The sequence below is a fragment of the Cupriavidus sp. OV096 genome (assembly GCF_900115455.1).
In the GTDB taxonomy this organism is placed as follows: domain Bacteria; phylum Pseudomonadota; class Gammaproteobacteria; order Burkholderiales; family Burkholderiaceae; genus Cupriavidus.
Genome location: NZ_FOWM01000008.1, coordinates 194,777 through 210,847 on the forward strand (window position 1 = coordinate 194,777; position 16,071 = coordinate 210,847).

Annotated in this window: 13 protein-coding genes; 2 read left to right on the forward strand and 11 right to left on the reverse strand. The window is 69.3% G+C overall.

What is annotated here, in order from left to right:
• Positions 1 to 228: 228 nt before the first annotated feature.
• The gene (locus BM115_RS18760; RefSeq protein WP_092297340.1) at positions 229 to 1,200 is read right to left on the reverse strand and encodes a Bug family tripartite tricarboxylate transporter substrate binding protein; all 972 of its coding nucleotides are present in this window, start codon (positions 1,198 to 1,200) and stop codon (positions 229 to 231) included.
• Positions 1,201 to 1,376: 176 nt separating this feature from the next.
• Between BM115_RS18760 and yddG the strand changes: the two genes are divergently transcribed.
• Positions 1,377 to 2,282 carry an aromatic amino acid DMT transporter YddG gene (gene yddG, locus BM115_RS18765; protein ID WP_092297343.1) on the forward strand — a complete coding sequence of 302 codons (906 nt, stop codon included), beginning with the start codon at positions 1,377 to 1,379 and terminating at the stop codon, positions 2,280 to 2,282.
• A gap of 14 nt (positions 2,283 to 2,296) precedes the next feature.
• Here yddG and BM115_RS18770 read toward each other — a convergent pair whose 3' ends face one another.
• The 10 genes from BM115_RS18770 to BM115_RS18815 form a co-directional block, all read right to left on the reverse strand.
• Positions 2,297 to 3,274: a Bug family tripartite tricarboxylate transporter substrate binding protein gene (locus BM115_RS18770; protein ID WP_092297346.1), complete on the reverse strand. Its 978-nt coding sequence runs from the start codon at positions 3,272 to 3,274 to the stop codon at positions 2,297 to 2,299.
• Positions 3,271 to 4,587: a DUF1254 domain-containing protein gene (locus BM115_RS18775; protein ID WP_092297349.1), complete on the reverse strand. Its 1,317-nt coding sequence runs from the start codon at positions 4,585 to 4,587 to the stop codon at positions 3,271 to 3,273. Before BM115_RS18775 ends, BM115_RS18770 begins: the two co-directional genes overlap by 4 nt.
• Before the next feature lie 30 nt (positions 4,588 to 4,617).
• Positions 4,618 to 5,937 (reverse strand): DUF1254 domain-containing protein, encoded by a 1,320-nt coding sequence (locus BM115_RS18780; protein WP_092297352.1) that lies wholly within the window; start codon positions 5,935 to 5,937, stop codon positions 4,618 to 4,620.
• A 24-nt stretch (positions 5,938 to 5,961) separates the two neighbouring features.
• Complete coding sequence (locus BM115_RS18785; RefSeq protein ID WP_092297355.1) at positions 5,962 to 8,115, reverse strand: acetate--CoA ligase family protein; 2,154 nt, start codon at positions 8,113 to 8,115, stop codon at positions 5,962 to 5,964.
• A gap of 100 nt (positions 8,116 to 8,215) precedes the next feature.
• Positions 8,216 to 9,289 carry a porin gene (locus BM115_RS18790; protein WP_369823491.1) on the reverse strand — a complete coding sequence of 358 codons (1,074 nt, stop codon included), beginning with the start codon at positions 9,287 to 9,289 and terminating at the stop codon, positions 8,216 to 8,218.
• Positions 9,290 to 9,335: 46 nt separating this feature from the next.
• Positions 9,336 to 10,352 (reverse strand): Bug family tripartite tricarboxylate transporter substrate binding protein, encoded by a 1,017-nt coding sequence (locus BM115_RS18795; RefSeq protein ID WP_092297459.1) that lies wholly within the window; start codon positions 10,350 to 10,352, stop codon positions 9,336 to 9,338.
• Positions 10,353 to 10,449: 97 nt separating this feature from the next.
• Positions 10,450 to 11,607 carry an acyl-CoA dehydrogenase family protein gene (locus tag BM115_RS18800; protein ID WP_255370895.1) on the reverse strand — a complete coding sequence of 386 codons (1,158 nt, stop codon included), beginning with the start codon at positions 11,605 to 11,607 and terminating at the stop codon, positions 10,450 to 10,452.
• Positions 11,608 to 11,646: 39 nt separating this feature from the next.
• Positions 11,647 to 12,843 (reverse strand): acyl-CoA dehydrogenase family protein, encoded by a 1,197-nt coding sequence (locus BM115_RS18805; protein WP_255370896.1) that lies wholly within the window; start codon positions 12,841 to 12,843, stop codon positions 11,647 to 11,649.
• Positions 12,836 to 13,546, reverse strand: a complete 711-nt coding sequence (locus BM115_RS18810) for an enoyl-CoA hydratase/isomerase family protein (protein WP_092297361.1) — start codon at positions 13,544 to 13,546, stop codon at positions 12,836 to 12,838. Before BM115_RS18810 ends, BM115_RS18805 begins: the two co-directional genes overlap by 8 nt.
• Complete coding sequence (locus tag BM115_RS18815; RefSeq protein ID WP_092297364.1) at positions 13,543 to 14,772, reverse strand: CaiB/BaiF CoA transferase family protein; 1,230 nt, start codon at positions 14,770 to 14,772, stop codon at positions 13,543 to 13,545. The genes BM115_RS18810 and BM115_RS18815 overlap by 4 nt, the downstream gene beginning before the upstream one ends.
• Positions 14,773 to 14,967: 195 nt before the next feature.
• On the opposite strand from BM115_RS18815, the gene BM115_RS18820 reads away from it, so the two are divergent.
• Entirely contained in the window at positions 14,968 to 15,969 is a 1,002-nt protein-coding gene (locus BM115_RS18820) for a LysR family transcriptional regulator (protein WP_255370897.1), read from the forward strand.
• Positions 15,970 to 16,071 lie beyond the last annotated feature (102 nt).

Below are 16,071 nucleotides of genomic sequence, written 5' to 3' on the forward strand. Positions count from 1 at the left end.
ACGACGCGCAACGCGCCGACACAACCGACTCTGTTTTTGGAGTTCCGAAAGATACATCATGTTGTGATGTATTTTGGTGAAGACAAGGGTTATTCCCTAGAAATCCGTGGGGCCGGTTCCTGCGGTGGTGCCCGGGGCGCCACAATGAAAAAAGCCCGGCAGCCTGATGGGCTGCCGGGCTTTTGGCCGGGCTTTTGGGGGGGTGGCCGCATGGGGCGGCCAGGTCTGTCAGTCCGCCGTCGCCCCCGACCGCTTCACCACCGTCGACCACTTGCGGATCTCGCTGTCCACGAACTTGCCGGTCTCGGCCGGGGTCATCGGCATCGGCTCGGAGCCGCGGTCGGTGATGAATTTGCGCAGTTCTGGCGATTGCAGCGCTTTCACCGTCTCCGCGTTGAGCTGGTTGACGATGGCCGGCGGCGTGGCTGCCGGCGCCATCATCACCGCCCAGCCCAGCGCCTCGAAGCCCGGCACGCCTTCTTCTCGCACGGTCGGCACCTGCTGCAGCTGGGGCACGCGTTTCGCCGTGGTCACGGCCAGCGGCACGGCCTTGCCGGACTGGATCAGCGGCATGGCGGCGGTCACGGAATCGACCATCAGCGGGATCTGGTTGCCCAGGAAATCCGCCTGCGCCGGGCCGCTGCCTTTGTAGGGAATATGCACGATGAACACGCCGGTCTGCGCCTTGAGCATCTCGGCGGACAGGTGCTGCGTGCCGCCGATGCCGGCGCTGGCATAGCTGTACTTGCCCGGGGCCGCCTTGGCCTTGGCGATCAGTTCATGCAAGGACTGGAAGCCCGACTGCGGCGTGGCCAGGAAGACCAGCGGCACCGAAAACACCCCGGAGATCGGCGCGAAATCCTGGCGCGGATCGTAGTTGATCTTCTTGTAGAGCGTCTGGTTGATGGCCATCGCACTGCCGCCCATGACCAGCGTGTAGCCATCGGCCGTGGCTTTCGCGGCCACTTCCATGCCGATATTGCCGCCGGCGCCGGCGCGGTTTTCCACCACGATGGACTGGCCGAGCTGCTTGCCGAGCTTCTCGGCCAGGGCACGCGCGAAGATGTCGGTGGCCTGTCCGGGCGGGAAGGGCACGATCAGCTTGATGGGACGGTCCGGGTAGGCGGCGTGGGCGGTGCTGGCGATGCTGAGCAGCAAGGCGAGAAGGGTAGTGTGCGGGGTAGTGCGCGACGGCTTCAACGGAATCTCCTCAAATGATGGGCAATGACGTGACGTCTCTCGGTGGCGTCTACGGGCGAGATTCTACGCTCCCGTGCCCGCTCCGTGCCCGCTACCAGTCGACCCAATTTCGGGAAGCCACTGCCCGGGACGATTAGAATGCCGCTCCAACCGTCCACATCGTTGTATCCGAACACATGGCAGTCACGCATAGCAGAAAGCAGGCCACGCTGATCGGGCTGCTCGCGATCCTCCTCTGGAGTTCGATCGTTGGTCTGATCCGGGGCGTCAGTCAGAGCTTTGGCGCCACCGGCGGGGCGGCGCTGATCTACACGGTGGCCTCGGCCCTGCTCTGGCTGTCCGTCGGCGCCGTCAAAATCCGGACGCTGCCGCGCGCCTACCTGATCTGGGGCAGCCTGCTGTTCGTGTCCTACGAACTGTGCCTGTCGCTGTCCATCGGCTACGCCAACAGCGGCAGGCAGGCCATCGAGGTCGGCATGGTCAACTACCTTTGGCCAAGCTTCACGATGCTGGCCGCCATCGTCTTCAACCGGCAGCGCGCCAACTGGCCGATCGTACCGGGCTTCCTGATGGCGATCCTGGGGATTGCATGGGTGCTCGGCGGCGAGCAGGGCTGGGATCTGGGCGAGATGGCGCGCAACGTGCAGGACAACCCGCTCAGCTACGGCCTGGCGTTCGTCGGCGCCGTGATCTGGGCCGGCTATTGCACGGTGACCAGCCGCATCGCGCAAGGCAAGAACGCCATCACGCTGTTCTTCATGCTCACGGCGCTCGCCCTGTGGGGCAAGTACCTGTTCACCCATGGGGAGACGATGGTGTTCAGCTATGCCGGCCTGATCTACCTGGCGCTGGCGGCCTGCGCGATGGGCTTCGGCTATGCGGCGTGGAACGTCGGCATCCTGCATGGCAACGTGACTGTGCTGGCCGGCGCCTCGTACTTTATTCCGGTGCTCTCTGCGGCGCTGGCGGCGGCGCTGTTGCAGACGCCGCTGTCCCTCGCGTTCTGGAAGGGCGCGTCGATGGTCTGTGGCGGGTCCATCCTCTGTTGGCTGGCCACGCGACGCGTGGACCAGCCTAAGTAGCCCCGACAGCGCCCTTACTCCAGCACAATCCCCCGCGCCTTCACCAGCGCGCCCCACTTGGCCACTTCGCTGTCGATGAATCCGGCAAAGTCGGCGCTGGTGCCGGGCGCCGGCTGCAGCCCGAGCGCCAGCAGCCGCTTGGTGACCTCCGGGTCGCCCAGCGCCTGCGTCGCATCCCGGTTCACCTGCTGGACGATGGCCGCCGGCGTGCGCGCCGGGGCGACGATTCCGAACCAGCCGTGCCCCACCACGCCGGGCACGCCCTGCTCGGCGAATGTCGGCGCATCCCGATAGACCGGCGTGCGGGCCTCCGCCGCCACGGCAATCACGCGCAGCTTGCCGGCCTGGATGAACGGCAGTGCCGTGGTGATCGCGGTGAGGGTGGCATCGACGCGGCCGGCCAGCAGTTCCGTGTAGGCGGTGGCGTCGCCCCGATAGTGCACGTTCAACGCCTTGAACCTGGCCTGCTGCGCGAACAGTTCCGCCGTCAGGTGCGGGCCGGAGCCGATGCCGGGCGAGGCGAACGTCACGCCATCGGGCTTCTTCTGGGCCAGTTTCACGAAGTCCGCCACCGTCTTGACGGGCGAGCTGGCGTTGACGATCAGGAAGATCGGCCCGAGCACACGCGGCCCCACGGCGACGAAGTCCTTGTGGATGTCGAACCGCTGCGACAGCCCCGCGCCCGTGTTGATCGCGAACGGCGCGGCGGCCCAGAGCAGGGTGTAGCCGTCAGGCGCGGCATGGGCCACCGTCTCGCTGGCCAGCCGCGTGCCGGCGCCGGGCTTGTTCTCCACGACCACCTGCTGGCCATACTTGCGGCTCAACGCCTCGGCCAGCACGCGCGCCGAGGTGTCGTTGGACCCGCCGGCCCCGTAGGGCGAAATCAGCCGCACCGGCTTGGCGGGGTAGGTCTCCCCGAACGCAGCGGGCGCCACGCCCGCCAGGGCCATGGCGCCGAGCAGGCGGCGGCGCGTCAGTTGTCGTGGCGTCACGCGGCACCTCCCGTGCGCTGGATGACCGGATACCGGTAGGTCTTGTCGAGGTGGGCGGCCTGCGGCACGTAGAGCCGCAGCGCCACGTAGAACGGCCCCGGCGGTGCCGGCAGCCAGTTGCCGTGCCGCGCCGGATCGGCCGGCGGCTGCGCGGAGAGCCACAGCGTGAGGCCCCCATCGGCACCGCGCTGGAGCGATGCCGAACGGTCCCCGAGCGAATAGCGGCCGATCGCGTTCGGCACCAGCATGCAGTCCTGTTTGTCGTACATCGTCAGCGACCAGAAGGCGCCGACCTGCGGCGGATTGTCGGCGGGGAAGTCGAGCCGGTATCCGTGCCGGCCGTCGAGCGGCTCGCCATCGCCGCTGCGGTCCGCAATCACGTACATCGCCTCCTGCACGCCCAATGCGCCGATATAGTTGCGCGCCACGTGCGCACGCTGTGCGAAGTTGTCGCCATACGAGTCGCGGACTTCGACCGACATCGCCCAGCCGCCGCCCATGTCCGAAGACTGGGGCACGGCCAGCGCCTCAAGCACGTTGTGCAGCGCCGCGCCCAGCCCATCGCGCTGGCTGGCATTGGGCACGACATCCGGACCGAGGCCGACGCTGGCGAAGCTTGCCACCAGCCCCGCCTCGGCAGCCGGGGGAGGATTCTCGCGCAGCGCCCGCGCGACGACTTCGGCGAAGCGTTGCGGATCCCCGAGCTGCTCGGCCGGATGCATGCCGGTATCGAACGGCTGCGCGGCGTCGGCGCCATCGAGCGTGGTCAGGTGGATGGCGTCCTGCAGCGCGTGCACCACCGGCAGGTCCGCATCGCCATCCACCAACAGGCGGCCGATCATCCAGACGCCATCGGTCGGGCAGGGCACGGCCTGCATGTCCGCCGGCACCTCGCCACGCCACGACGGCCCGTGCAGCAGGAAGCGTCCCGCCGCCGTGCCCGTGGTGCGGCTGCCGATATAGCCGAACGGGTTCGTGTAGAAGTCGAGCAGGCCAAGCACGTAGTAGCGCCCGTTGAAGTCCGGCACATGCAGCACAACGGGCCCCTGCGAGAGATCGAGCCACGCGTTGGTGTAGAGCGTGTCGTTGTTCGGCGTGACGACTTGCCGGTGCTGCGGGCCCAGCAGCTCGCGCGTGTGGATCACGTGGTTGATCCAGCGCAGCGTGGATTCAGGGCCGTCGCCAGCGAACTTGCCGGCGCGGTTGCGTCGCGGACACGTGGCCGCACGCATGCGCGCCATCTCGTACAGCGGCAGCGTGTAGATCACGGCATCGCGCGCCAGCGCGGGTGTGCCGGTTACCTCTTGGGGCATGGTGTCTCCTGTCTTGTTCTGATGGACTGCTCAGCCGGCGCGGCGCACGGCGGGAATCGTGTACTGGCCTTCCATGAATGCCTGAGCCGGATGATAGAGCCGCAGGATCAGGTAGAACGGGCCTGCCGGCGCCGGCAGCCAGTTGTCATCCTGCGTGGGCCGCGCGTGGCCCACCGGTATCACCAGCGTGCCATCGGCCTCCATGCGCAGGCCCGGCGTGCGGTCGCCCACGGCATAGCGGCCGATGGCGTTGGCAGTGAAGAAACGGTCCTCGCCATAGAGGGACACCGACCAGAACGCATCGGCCGGCGGCAGCATGCCCGGCGCAAAGCGCAGCTCGTAGGCGTTGCGGCCATCGAGCCGCTCGCCATCGGCGTCGAAGTCTGCCATGGCATAGACCGCTTCGTCCGCGCGCAGCGCGCCCAGCCCCTTCATGGCCGTGCAGGCGCGCAACAGCCAGTCGTCGCCATAGGTGCCGAGCCGCATGCTGTAGCCCCAGGCCTTGTGGCCCTGGCTGCGCGTGTGTGCCTCGATGATGGCCAGGCCCTGCTGGTAGGCGCTGCGCAGGCCGGCGACGACCGACGCCCGCAGCGAGGCGAAGTCGACATCCTCCCCGAGCCGCAGCCCCGCCTTGCGCAGCAGCGTGAACAGTCCCTGTTCGGCCGGCGCGGGCGGGAAATCGCCCATCGCGCGGTACAGGTTCTGGAAGAAGTCGATGGCCGCGTCGCCGCTGTCCTGCCATTGCTGAACGCTTGCGGGGCGCGCCGGCCCCGCGCTGCGCAGGATCTCGAAGCCCTGTTCGAACGCATAGGCGCGCGGGAGGTCGTCGGGGCCCTGCACCAGCACGCGGCCGATCAGCCAGACCAACGAGGTCGGCGCGTGTACGACCTGCGCGTGCGCGCCCGAAGGCTGCTGTCCGGGCCCGAGCAGTTGCACGTCCGCACCGGTGAGCGGCACGTTGCGCGGCCCGAGGTTCGTGAAGTTGTTGGTGTGGGCGTCGAGCAGTTCGATGACGTAGTAGCGGTCGGCATCAGGGAGCGGCGGCACGCGCAGCGTGACGGGACCATCGGCCAGATTCAGCCAGCCGCAGAAGTAGAGCAGGTCATTGGCGGGCGTCACGATGTCGCGGTCTTCGTGCGTCCACAGCCGCGCGCTGGCGGAGAGCGTGTTCATCGGCGCGCGGCCATAGCGCGTGGGCGCATCGACGGAAGTTTGCAGGCGGCAGGTGCGCAGCGTTTCGATCAGCGGATAGCCGTAGATCACGAGCGGCAGCGCGGCGGCGGCGACCAGGGCCTCCTGCGGGCTGGCATGGACGGGCGCGGCGAAGACGGGCGGTGCGGGATGGTTCATGTCGTTGGGCAAGGGGGAATGGAGTCAGCCGGGTTGGCGGAGCGTGATGACGGCGTCGGCGGCGCAAAGGCCATCGGCGCCGACGATGAATGGGTTGATCTCCAGCGTATCGAGCCGGTCCCCGAGGGCGGCAGCGGCGCGGGAGACCTTGACGAGCACCTCCGCCACCGCGTCGAGATCGAGGGGCGGGTGGCCCCGATGCCCGGTGCAGAGCGCCTCCGCCCGGCTCTGTGCGAGCATGGCGCGGGCCCGGGCATGGCTCAGCGGCGCCAGGCCGAACGCCATCTGCCGGAAAATCTCGACGGCCGTGCCGCCGATGCCGGCCAGTGCGACGAGGCCGAACACGGGATCGCGCCGCACGCCGACCATGATCTCGCCCCAGCCGCGCACCATGCGGGCGATGATGGCGCCTTCGAAGTGCGCGGGCTGGCCATCGGCATCGCGCGACTGCAGCACGGCGGCTTGCACGCGCGCGAAGGCGTCGCGCACGGCGGCTGCGTCCTTGAGGTTGAGCACCACGCCGCCAATGTCGCTCTTGTGCAGGATGGTGCGCGAGCACAGCTTCACGGCCACCGGATAGCCGAGCGATTCCGCGATGCGCACGGCTTCGTCGGCGTCGTGCGCCACGCCATGCGCGGCCACCGGTACGCCGGCTTCGGCCAGCCACGCCATCGCTTCGGCTTCTGACAGCGCGGTAGCGTCATCGGGGAAATCGGGCGGGGCGATGGCAGCGGGCTTCGAGCTGTCCTCAGCCGGGACGCCAGCCAACGCTTCCATTGCCGCCGCCTTTGCGAGCGCAGCCACCGCTTCCATCGTGTGAGCCGGTTCGCGGAACACCAAACATCCACGGGATTCGAGCCAGGCGCGCTTCTCGTCGTCCATCACGCCCGATACCAGCAGCGGGGCGGACTCCGGTTCCGTGGCCAGCGTGGCCACGGTCTGCTGCAATTCGGTCCACAGGCGGGGCGCGTTGGCGCCGCCGGCCAGGAACGCCGCCACGCTGCCGTACTCGCCGCAGCGCGCCACGCCGGCCAGCGCATCGAGAAAGATCTTCGGCTGCGACACGACCTGTCCGGTCACGTCGATCGGATTGGCGGTACTGGCGAACGGAATCGCGGTGCGCAACGCGTGGGCGGCTGCGTCGGGCATGGGCGGCAGCGGTAGCCCCAGCGACTCGGCGCTGTCCGCCATCATGATGCCGACGCCACCGGAGACCGTGACGATGGCCACCGGCGCCACGGCATCGGCCGGCAAGCCGCCGCGCGCGTGCCAGCGCGCAGGCCGGCGCCCACGCGCCAGCGTGTAGCCGAGGCGGAAGAACGCTTCCAGCGTTGGCGCGCGGTGCACGCCGTATTCGTCGAACACGGCCTGATAGACCGCATCCTCTCCCGCCAGACTGGCGGTGTGAGATTGCGCGGCGCTGGCGCCGGCAGCTGTGGTGCCGACCTTGGTCATCACCACCGGCTTGCCGGCGTCACGCGCGGCTGCCAGCGCGCGGCGCAGCCGTGCGCCGTCGCGGGCGCCTTCCATATAGGTCAGGATCACCCGGGTGTCGGGGTCGTGCGCCAGCCATTCGATCACATCGGCTACCTGCACGCCGGCTTCGTTGCCGGTGGTGACCCAGTGGCTCAGGCCAAGCCCGGCCTCGCGCGCCAGCGCAAACGCATACGCGCCGAACGCGCCGCTCTGGCTGACCAGACCGACTTCGCCCACGGGCGGCACGCCGGTCAGCGGGATGGGCGAGAACGTGGCGAACATGCGCGCGCGCAGGTTCATCGCCCCGAGGCAGTTGGGGCCGAGCAGTTGCACGCCGTGCGCCCGGGCGTTCGCCGCCAGCGTTTCTTGCAGCGCCGCGCCGCCGGCGACTTCCGCGAAGCCGGAGGTGAACACCACGGCAGCGCGGGTGCCGGCGCGGCCAAGCTGCGTCATCACGTCCGCCGCGCTGGCAGCGGGCACGGCCACGATGGCGAGGTCCACCGGCTCGCCGATGGCGTCGATGGTGGGATAGGCGCGCAGCCCCTGCACCGTGTCCGCGCCGGGATTCACCGGATAGACGCGGCCGGCATAGCCGAGTTCGCCGAGCAGGCGGATGGGCATGCCGCCCACCTTCTCGGGTTGTGTGGAGGCGCCGATGACCGCAATCGAGCGTGGACGCAGCAAGGGTTCCAGATCCAGCATGTTGTCTCCGTATGGCGCGGCGTGGGGCACCGCTTTTGCAGAAATATAGACCGATCGCCGGCGTTCCGATACCGGCCCGCCGACGTGCCTGCCGCTGGCGTCAGAAGCGGTGCCGCAGGCCCACGCTGATCGAGCGGGCGTCATCGCCGCTGCCCGGATCGATCGCGATGCTGTTGTTGGAGACGCTGCCGCCCGGACTGTTGTGGACGTAGACCGCGCGCAGGTAGGCGGTGGTGCGCTTGCTCAGGTCGTGGTCCCAGCCAATGGTCATCGACCATGGCCGCTCGCCGCCGCCGAGCACCTGCCGCTTGAGCGCGGCGGCCTTGAAGGTGTCGCTCGCGGTGACGTTCCAGTTGAACGTCACGCCGTAGTGGCGTGCCACGCGTGTATTGGGCAGGCGGCTGTTGGCGGTGCTGAACAGCAGGCCCACTTCCACCGGCTTGAAGCGGTAGGAGCCGCCGACGAAGTGGTTGGACGTCAGCGCCGTCTCCACCTGCGGCGTGGCCGCGCCGGTGTACATCCCCTGATAGCTGTAGAACGCGTAGGCGTTGCCGGCCTCATAGGCCACGTTCATGCCGAAGTTCGTCCCGGAGCGCGGCGCCCCGGGCACTTCCCCCGGCGCCACCGCGGCGCCGAACGAGAACCCGCCCCAGGTGGGCGAGAAGTACTGCACGGCATTGTCGAAGCGCGCGCCGTAGGCCACCTGGCCCGTGCCCTGCGACGCCGTGGCGCTGAGCAGGTTGAACGGCGACACCATGCCGTTGAGCAGGAACGGGTCCAGCCGCAGCAGCGCGTAGAACGATGGCGTGTACTGGCGGCCCAGCCGGAACTCGCCCCACGTCTCGTTGGACAGTCCCATCCACGACTGGCGGCCGAACAGGCGGCCATTGCCGAAGAACTCGACGCCGGTGTCGATATTGAAGCCCGATTCGACCAGGAAGTTGGCCTTGGTGCCGCCGCCCAGATCCTCGATGCCGCGCAGGCCCCAGCGCGACGCGGCCTGCTGGCCCTCGCGCATGCGCACCACGCTCTCCGACCCCTTGGCGTACTCGATCGATGCATCGACCACACCGAACAACTGCACGGTCACCGCAGATGCGCTGCCGCATCCCACGGCCAGCCCCATGCCGATGGCACGTTGCACGCTTCGCCAGCGGCTCGACTTCTCTCTCATTGCTGTCTCCCGTTCTTTGTTTTGGATGTTGTGCTTTGACGTTCGGTTACTGAGGCGTTACGCCGGACACCTTCACCACCTCGCCCCAAGCCCCAAGGTCGGCGCGCACCAGCTCACCGAGTTCGCCGGGCGTGGAGGGCTTGCCCGGCTTCAGGTACATCGCGGCAAAGCGCTGCTGTTCCTCGGGCGACTGGAGGATGCGGTTCACCTCGGCATTGAGCCGATTGACGATCGGCGCCGGCAGGTTCTTCGGGCCGAACAGCGCGAGCCAGCTGGCCTGATTGAAGGGCGTGCCCTGTTCGCCCATGGTGGGCACGTCCGGCGTGGTCAGCCCCCGCTCCGGGCCGGAGGCGGCCACGGCCCGGATGCGGCCCGATTTCAGGTGCGGCACGGCAGAGAGCGAATCGGTGAAGGCAATCGTCACGTGCCCCGCTGCCAGGTCGTTGGTGCACTGGACGGCGCTCTTGTAGGGCACGTGCCGGAGGCGCATGCCGGTCTTGGCCTTCAGGTACTCCATGGTGAGGTGGCCGCCCGAGCCCACGCCCCAGGAGCAGTACGCCAGCTCGGTGGGGCTGGCCTTGACGTAGGCGACCAGCTCCTTGAGGTTGTGCACGGGCAGGGTGGACGTGACGACGAGCAGGTTGCCCCCGGGGGCGCTGGGCCGGGCGATCGGCGTGAAGTCCTTGAGCGGATCATAGGGCAGGTTGGCCGTGATCCACGGGTTCACGGTCAGCGTGGCCGAGTAGGTGAAGAGCAGCGTGTAGCCGTCGGGCTCGGCGCGGGAAACCATCTCGCTGGCGATGATGCCGTTGGCGCCCGGGCGGTTATCCACCACCACCGGCTTCTTCAGCGCAATCGACAGTCGCTCGGCCACGAGGCGTGCGGTCTGGTCCGTCACACTGCCGGCCGCAGACGGCAGGATCATGCGAATGGGCCGATTGGGGTAGGGCGCCGTTTCGGCATGGCCCAGCGCGGGGCCCAGGCCGGACAACGTGGCGAGCGTGGCGAACGTTGAGGCAAGGGTCGGTAACACCCCGCGCGTGCCAGTGTGCTGGCTTTTCATCATGCTGTCTCCGTCGCGGCGCATTGGCCGCGCAAGCCGGTACGTTGCCGGCATGTCGTGGTTGGGCCCACATGCAGTGGGCCCGGGTGAATGCCGCTCAGGCGGATGCCGGGGCGGCGGATTCGAGTGCGTCCAGCCGGGCGAGGTGCCAGTCGGCATCGCCGAACAGGTTTGCGTGCGCGGCCAGCCGCTTGTAGCAGTGGCCGACCTCCATCTCGTCGGTCATGCCCACAGCGCCATGGAGTTGCACCGCGTCTTCGCCGAGCGCGCGCCCGGCCGTGGAAACGAACGCCTTCGCGCAGGACACCGCGCGCATGCGCGTGGCGTCATCGGCCTGCAAGGTGGCGGCGGCGGCTTCCGTGATGGCGCGGGCCTGCTCGATGCTGACGAACAGGTCGACCAGCCGGTGCCGGATCACCTGATTGGCGCTGAGCGGGCGGCCGAACTGCTGGCGCGTCATCACGTACTCCCGTGTCAGGGCGAAGGCCCGCGTCATCGCGCCCACCGCTTCGGCGCAGGCCATGACGGTGGCGCGGTCGATGGCGGCCTGCACCATCGGCCAGGCCGCGCCGACCGGGCCGATGCGCGTGTCGTCCGCCACCAGCACGCGTCGCAGCGTCCCGGTGGCGGTCTGGCGGCCGTCGTAGGTGGGTAACGCCTGCACGCTGACGCCGCGCGCGCTGGCCGGCACCGCGAACAGGGTCAGCCCCTGGCGGTCGCGGCGTGTGCCTTCGGTACGGGCCAGGACCAGCAGCACATCGGCACATCCGCCCCCGAGCACGAGCGTCTTGCTGCCGTCGAGCACCCACTGCGCCGCGCCGCGCGGTTCGGCCTGCGTGGTGACGTCGAAGGCGTCGTGGCGGCCCTGCACCTCGAAGGCGGCCAGCGCGGCGAAGCTCTCCCCGGCGGCGATGGCCTCGGCCATGGCGAGATGCGCCGCGCTGCCGGCGTTCGCCAGCAGCGGCGCGCACAGGGCGACGTTGGCCAGCCACGGCTCGGCCGGCATGGCCTGTCCCAGCGCCTCGGCCAGCAGGGCCTGATCCATGTCGTCACCGAGTCCGCCACAGGCTTCCGGCAGGCCGAGCGCCAGCCAGCCCATCTCGGCGAAGGTGCGCCAATGCTTGCGCGAGAATCCATCGGGCTCTGCCAGCGCGGCCCGGCGCTGCGCGAAGTCATAGCCGCGCGCCACAAAGCGCTCCACGCTTTCCTGCAGCATGCGGCGCTCTTCGATGCGCGCGTCGTCGCGGTCTTCCATGCTTGAGTGTCCTGTCATGTCGTGTGGAGGTGCCGTCCCTCAGAGTCCGAGTACCTGCTTGGCGAGCAATTCGTGCTGAATCTCGCTCGATCCGCCGGCGATGGTGTAGCCACGCGTCACGAAGCGGCGCGCCGAGGCGGCGGGCGCGTACTGCGAGCGATCCGGCTGCGTGGCGGGCGGTTCGAAGTGCGCGGCGCGGTCATAGGCCAGCGTGTCCGGGCCGAGCGCATCCACCGCAAGGTTCTCGATGTCCTGGATCAGCCGGCTGCCGATCAGCTTGAGCATGCCGGTCTCCGGGCCGAGTGCGCCGCCGGCCCGTTCGAGCCGCCGGAAGCGCAGCACCGTGGCGGCCAGCGTTTCCAGCCGCACTTCGAGTTCCCGCAGCCGCCGCGCGAACCACGGGCGGCGCATCAGCGGTTCGCCGGCTTCCTCCACCTCGGCGCCAATCGCCCGCACCTTGGCCAGCCGCCGGCGATTCTCGGCCACGCGGGCGAGGTTCAGCCGCTCATGTTCCAGCAGGGACTTGGCGATCGACCAGCCCGCGTTCTCCTCGCCGACGCGCATGTCCACCGGCACTTCCACGTCATCGAGAAACACCTGATTGAACAGGTGCCAGCCGTGAATGCCGATCAGCGGCCGTACGCTGACGCCGGGGCTGCGCATGTCGATCAGCAGGAAGCTGATGCCCTGCTGGGCGCGCGCCTCGGTGTCGGTGCGCACGAGGCAGAACATCCAGTCCGCGTACTGGGCGTAGGACGTCCAGATCTTGCTGCCGTTGACCACGTAGACCTCGGTGCCGTCCGGGCGCGTGCGGCGCACCGCGCGGGTGCCCAGCGAGGCGAGATCCGAGCCGGCATTCGGCTCCGAGTAGCCCTGGCACCACCAGTGTTCGAGATTGAGGATGCGCGACAGGAAATGCTGCTGCTGCGCGGGCGTGCCGTAGCGGATCAGGATTGGGCCGATCATTTCGATCGAGATACCGCCCGTCTCCGGCGCGTGGGCCAGCACCAGCTCTTCCTGCAGCACGGCGCGCTGCGCGGCGCTCCAGTCAGCCCCTTGCCAGGCTTGGGGCCAGTGGGGCGCGAGCCAGCCGCGCGCGGCCAGCCGGCGCTGCCAGTCGATCATCTCGTCCTTGCTGACTTCCAGCCCGAGGCGCACTTTCTCGCGCACGGGCGGCGGCAGGGCTTCCGCCACGAAGGCGCGGACCTCGTGACGCAGTGCTTCGAACTCAGCCATGAGGGGTCTCCTTGTCGGCGCAGGCATCGAACCATTCGGCTGGCGGTCGGCGCGTGCTGGCGGCGCGCAGGCTGCCCTTGATGGCGGCCACCGCTTCGGCGGGGAAGCCGGCAATCGTGGTGGCCAAGGTCTGGGCGCGAGCGACGACGTCCGCGTCGGCAATGACTTCCGTCGCGATGCCCAGCCGCAGCAGGTCGCTGGCCGGCACGCGCTCGCCCAGCAGGCACAGCCGGGCCGCCACGGCCTCGCTGTGCCGCAGGGCCAGCCACGCGATATTGCGCGGCGCATTCATGCCGATGCGCACCTCCGCGATCTGCAGGAATGCGCGCTCCCCGCAGACGAGCAGATCGCCAGCCAGCGCCAGCGCGGCGCCGCCGTTCACCGCGTGCCGTTCGAGCGCCACGATCCACGCCTTGCGGCTGCGCATCAGGCCGCCATGCACGCGGTCCCAGCGTGCTGCGAAGCCGTTCATGCCGGCCGGATGGGCCTGCAACGCTTTCAAGTCGAGGCCGGAGCAGAACGCGCCATTGGCGCCGCGCAGCACCACCGCCCGCAAGCCGGGCTCGCGTTCGAGCGTTTCGATGGCCTCGCCGAGCGCTTCGGCGGTGGCCATGTCGATGGCGTTGCGGGTTTCCGGCCGGTTCAGCGTGATCTCGGCCCAGCCCTCGTGCCGGTCGATCAGGATGGGGGTGTCGGCTGTCATGCGCTGGCCTCCGTGGTGTCGAGCGATTCAATGGCGATGGCGCGTGCCTGCGCCATCGTGCGGATCGCGACGTCGTCATAGCCGAGTTCGCGCAGCACCGCTGCGGTGTGCTCGCCCAGCCGCGGCACGGCGGGCGTGGCGGCGGGAGGCAGGCTGGCCATCGTGAAGGGCAGGCCCGGGAGGGCGATCTCGCCGCCGAGGCCGTCGCCGACGCGCATCAGCAGGCCGCTAGCCAGCACATCGGCGCTGCGTTCCACCTGCTGGTAGTCGCGCACCACGCCCACCACCACCTGATGGCGTTCCAGCAGCGCGCGCGCTTGTTCACCGGTGTAGCCGCGCAGGGCGGCGTGCAGCACGTCCAGCAGGGCAGGGCGGTTTTTCACCCGCAGCGGGTTGCTCGCGAAGCGCGGGTCCCGGGCCAGCGCGGGTTGTCCGATGGCATCGCACAGCCGCGCCCAGTGTTCGTCGAGATAGGCCGACAGCACGATATGGCCATCGGCCACGGCGATAACATCCGCCGCCGGCGCCGCCTTCGGCTGGCTGTTGCCGCTGCGCACCGGCAGGGCGCCCGAGCACTGGTATTCGGACCAGAGTTGCGCCTGGAGCTGGATGCCCACGGTCAGCAGCGAGGTCTCGATGGTTTCGCCCTGGCCGGTGCGCAGGCGCCGGAACAGCGCGGCGAGGATGGCGTTCGAGGTGGCGAGCGCCGTGGCGGCGTCGATCAGGGCGAAGCCGGCCTTCAGGGGCTGGCCGCCCGCTTCGCCTGTCACCGACATCATGCCGCTTTCGGCTTGGGCCGCGATGTCGAGCCCGGGCCGCAGGCGCGACGGACCGCGCGTGCCAAAGCCGGTGACGGAGGCATGGATCAGCGCCGGTTTCGCGGTGCGCAGCGTGGCGGCGTCGAGGCCGATCGATTCCATCGTCCCCGGCCGCGCGTTGTGCAGGACCACGTCGCAAGAGAAGGCGAGCCGGCGGGCGGCTTCCGCGCCGGCCGGCTGGCGCAGGTCCAGCGCCATGCCGCGCTTGCCACGGTTGTAGGCCAGGAACATCGGGCTTTGCGAGCTGGTGCCGTCGAAGCGCCGCGCGCTGTCTCCGCGCAGCGGTTCCACCTTGATCACATCGGCGCCCAGGTCGGCCAGCATCATCGCGGCGCCGGGGGCGGCAATGAACTGGCCGAACTCGGCCACGCGGATGCCTGCCAGGGGCAGGTCTTCTGGAATTGCCATCGATCTCTCGTTTCATGACGATGCGGGGCATCGATGGAAGGGGATGATGGGCCACGCATTGCAATGCCAATAGCCTCCGCAACACGCGGTGTGTGAACCCACGGTTAGCACCTCGGGTTATCACTGATGCCCGCAAATCCCGCTATGCTCGCGGAGCAGGGCGTTATCACACGGTCTTTCGGGAGGAGGCGAGTCATGCGTCTGAGCCAATTGCAGGATTTCATTGCCGTGGCGGAAAGCGGCAGCATTCGCGCTGGCGCCAAGGTGCGCGACGTGTCGGCGCCGGCCATCACCAAGAGCATCCGGCAGCTCGAGGAAGAGCTGCACGTGCCACTTCTGACGCGCACCACGCGCGGCGTGGTGCTGTCCCGCTTTGGCGATGCGTTCCTGCGCCGGGCGCGCCTGATCGCCACCGAGGCGCGCAAGGCCACGGACGAGATGACCCAGATGCTGGGCACGCGCAACGGCACGGTGCGCATCGGCGCCACGGGCGGGCCGGCCAACCTGCTGCTGCCGGCGGTGCTGAAGCGCTTCCGCACCCAGCATCCGGACGTGCAGGTCTGCATCGACAGCGGCGTTTATCCCGAGCATCTGGCCGACCTGCGCGCCGGCGTGATGGACATGGCGGTGAGCCCGATTCCCGATGAAGGCATCGAACGCGAATTTGTCTGCGAGACGCTGTACCACAACGATTCGGTGGTGGTGGCGCATCAGGAGCATCCGCTGCGCCATGCGCGGACGTTGCGCGAGCTGGTCAATTCCGACTGGGTGCTGACCGGTCGGCGCATGCAGGGCCCGGGCGCGGCGATCCTGGACGCCTTCCGCGCGCTCGACCTGCCGCTGCCCCGCGTGGCGGTGCGCTGCGACACCATCGGCATGATCCAGACGCTGCTGCAGGACCGCTCGCTGCTGTGCCTGCTGCCGCGCCAACTGGTGCCGGGGCGCCTGGCCACGGCTGGTCTGGTGGCGTTGCCGATCGAAGACCCGCTGCCGAGCCATGCGGTCAGCCTGATCTACCGCGCCGATTCGCCGATGACGCCGGTGGCGGAGCAGTTCGCCACCCTGCTGCGCCGCGAGGTGCATTACATGAGCAAGATGCCGGACAGCCCGCTGCGGCGACAGGTGCCGCACCCGGCACCTGCGGCCCGCGCCACCCCGGCCCCGATCGCCCCGATCGCCCCGATGGCGGCTGGCTAGCGCAGCCACCGCGCGCCGGGAACTCCCTGCGCCACGCAGGTGATAACCGGCGGTTCACAGCGAAAATTTCCGATCCACCGCCAGGGCGCCCCGGCGCTGGCG

What these genes read in the sequence shown, in the direction of transcription:
- yddG (WP_092297343.1), top strand. Translation starts at nt 1,377, where the DNA reads ATGGCAGTCACGCATAGCAGAAAGCAGGCCACGCTGATCGGGCTGCTC.
- BM115_RS18775 (WP_092297349.1), bottom strand. Translation starts at nt 4,587, where the DNA reads ATGCCCCAAGAGGTAACCGGCACACCCGCGCTGGCGCGCGATGCCGTG.
- BM115_RS18780 (WP_092297352.1), bottom strand. Translation starts at nt 5,937, where the DNA reads ATGAACCATCCCGCACCGCCCGTCTTCGCCGCGCCCGTCCATGCCAGC.
- BM115_RS18785 (WP_092297355.1), bottom strand. Translation starts at nt 8,115, where the DNA reads ATGCTGGATCTGGAACCCTTGCTGCGTCCACGCTCGATTGCGGTCATC.
- BM115_RS18790 (WP_369823491.1), bottom strand. Translation starts at nt 9,289, where the DNA reads ATGAGAGAGAAGTCGAGCCGCTGGCGAAGCGTGCAACGTGCCATCGGC.
- BM115_RS18795 (WP_092297459.1), bottom strand. Translation starts at nt 10,352, where the DNA reads ATGAAAAGCCAGCACACTGGCACGCGCGGGGTGTTACCGACCCTTGCC.
- BM115_RS18800 (WP_255370895.1), bottom strand. Translation starts at nt 11,607, where the DNA reads ATGGAAGACCGCGACGACGCGCGCATCGAAGAGCGCCGCATGCTGCAG.
- BM115_RS18805 (WP_255370896.1), bottom strand. Translation starts at nt 12,843, where the DNA reads ATGGCTGAGTTCGAAGCACTGCGTCACGAGGTCCGCGCCTTCGTGGCG.
- BM115_RS18810 (WP_092297361.1), bottom strand. Translation starts at nt 13,546, where the DNA reads ATGACAGCCGACACCCCCATCCTGATCGACCGGCACGAGGGCTGGGCC.
- BM115_RS18815 (WP_092297364.1), bottom strand. Translation starts at nt 14,772, where the DNA reads ATGGCAATTCCAGAAGACCTGCCCCTGGCAGGCATCCGCGTGGCCGAG.
- BM115_RS18820 (WP_255370897.1), top strand. Translation starts at nt 14,968, where the DNA reads ATGCGTCTGAGCCAATTGCAGGATTTCATTGCCGTGGCGGAAAGCGGC.